The 2381-nt window shown below is 61.4% G+C and carries 2 protein-coding genes; both read right to left on the reverse strand.

What is annotated here, in order from left to right:
• On the reverse strand, positions 1 to 1740 hold a 1740-nt coding region (locus JNL55_RS14310; protein ID WP_293854296.1), incomplete at its 3' end, for a S9 family peptidase.
• 14 nt (positions 1741 to 1754) lie between these two features.
• The coding region (locus tag JNL55_RS14315; RefSeq protein ID WP_293854300.1) for an extracellular solute-binding protein at positions 1755 to 2381 on the reverse strand (627 nt) is incomplete at its 5' end.

The following is a 2381-nucleotide window of genomic DNA, read 5'->3' on the forward strand; positions in this document are numbered from 1 at the left end:
ATATGAGCCGCCCATGATGCCGATACGATTCGGGTTCACATCAGCACGGCCTCGCAGATAGAGCGCCAGCGCCCGCAGGTCTTTCACTTCGCTGCCGCCAGTGGCGCCGCGTTGAGGCGGTAAGCGGTAATCGAGCCCGAAACCAAAACAGCCGCGATAGTTGATGTCGATGAAAACGTAACCGCGGCTCGCTGCGTACTGTCCCAAAGCAGCGTTGACCGTATTGCCGGGAGAGACTCGGCCGTCGGGTCCGCCCTTGCTGGACACGATGACCGGAAAGCCGCCCGGCGGTGGTGTTCCCTTCGGCACCATCATCATGTGATAGGACACCACGCCATCGTCGGCCGTGAGTGCTACGACGTCTTCATCAACGAACTGCTGCCAGGTCTTTTGGTTTTTCTGTCGTTCCGCTGCCAGCGGCGTGAGTACCGTCGGTCGTGCATTGCCGGTGCCGATCACACGGCGATTCGGCATTCGTCCATTCTCATTGTCGATGTAGACGAACCGATCGCCGGCCAGCATCTTCGGACTGTGTTCGACTCCGATACCTCGAGTCAGCTGTTGTGGCGTGCCCCCCGTGAGTGAGGCGCGCCATAGATGCAGACGCGGTAAGTCGCCAATGTTGGTTGCGTAGATGACGTTGCGACCCGAGGCATCGAGCGCAGGTAATGTGACTTCGCCGTCGCCCGGCGTGATCTGTCTCGGCTTACCGCCCAGCGAGGCAATGGCGTACAACGACAGCCAACCGGTTTTCTCCCAAGGAAACAGAATCTGTCCATCAGGCGTCCACGATAGCTGCGGTGTCTCGACACTGCTCTCCATCCAGGCGCCATTGCCGAACGGCTGAAACACACTGCCGGCGCCAGTATCGGCACGCCACAGCGTGCGAACCTTGCCGGTGGCAGCGTCCGCAATCATCAGGCTCCAGGGCGCAGCTTCGTTCTTGGGAGAGAAGCGATACTCATGCGTCCAGTTCCCGAGCGTGCGAGCGAAGGCCAGCTGCGAGCCGTCCGGCGACCACACCGGCGTGACATCGCGAAAAATACCGGAATCGATGTAGCGATAGTCACCGGTCGCGAAATCATGAACTGCCACGTAACTCTGACCGGCCTTGCGCCAGCTGACGAACGCGAGGCTGCGGCCGTCCGGTGAGTACATTAGATTGCTGAGACGAATCGCGGCGTAGTGCTGCGCATCCCGCTTCAGTAACGGACGACGCCGTAAGCCTTCGGCGTCGAGACGATACTCATACAGCATCGGTCCTTCCGCGGTGACAAACGATCGGCCGTCCGGTGCGAAGACTGGCGCGCCCTCCGGCACCTCCTCGCCCTTCGCCAGCAATTGCGACGTGCCGCCCGCCACCGGCACTCGCCACAGTTCACGCGAATCCTCTTGCGGATAGGAGCCGAACGCCGGCTCGAGCTTGCCTCGCGTATAGAGCAGCGTCTGTCCGTCACTCGATGCGTAAGCGGCAACCACCGACGTTGCCACCGTGCGTGCTTCGAACGTCGGCGCGGTCGCCACCAACAACGCCGCACCGTCGACCCACGCTACATAGCGGCCGTTGGGTGCAACGATCAAGTCCGTCGGCTTCAACCGTAAGGTCGCGTGCGCGGCGAGGGAGTCATCCAGCGAGAACACCTCCCGCGCGTCCGCCATCGCCCCAAGCGGCAGCAGCGCCGACATGCACAACAGCACCGGCAGTACGCCGCCGCGCACCGTAGATATAAACGTCCGCATGGGATGTCGTCGTCTTATTCTTTCCAGGCTTGCCAGCCGACGGCGCGATAGATCGCATCGGCCTCGTCATAGTGCAATTCCAGGTCGTTGAGATTCATCTCGTCTTTGACGAAGCCGCCTTGGGTCTTCAAGAACGCGCTGGGTTCGACATCAGCGCGAACCGGATACTTGAAAACGTGCTCGGACAACAGCGACTGTCCTTGCCGGCTCAATAGGAACTTCACCAGCTTCAGCCCGTCCTCTTTGCGAGGCGTCTCTGCGGCCAACCCAACGCCGGTGACGTTCACCGGTTGACCCGCGCCCTCCTGATCCAGCCAGGCAATCCCGACTGCATCCGCCAACTTGATTCCTTCCTTGCCTTCCTCGCCTCGCGCCATGACGTATGCAAGGTAATAAGTGTTGACGAAACTCAGCGCTGCCTCGCCCTTAGCAACCCGCCAGATGTTGCCGGTATCCCCGGAGTACTTCGGTTCGTCACCCGCGTTGGCCCTGACGGCACGCGCCCACTCCAGCGCCGACGCGTGCCCCTGATGCACGATCATCGAGGCGAGCAGCGAACGGTTATAGACATTCGCAGCCGATCGTAACGCCACCCGACCGCGCCATTTCGGATTCGCCAGATCCCGCAGAGTCTTGATCTC

This window comes from Steroidobacter sp., from assembly GCF_016790065.1.
Lineage (GTDB): Bacteria > Pseudomonadota > Gammaproteobacteria > Steroidobacterales > Steroidobacteraceae > Steroidobacter.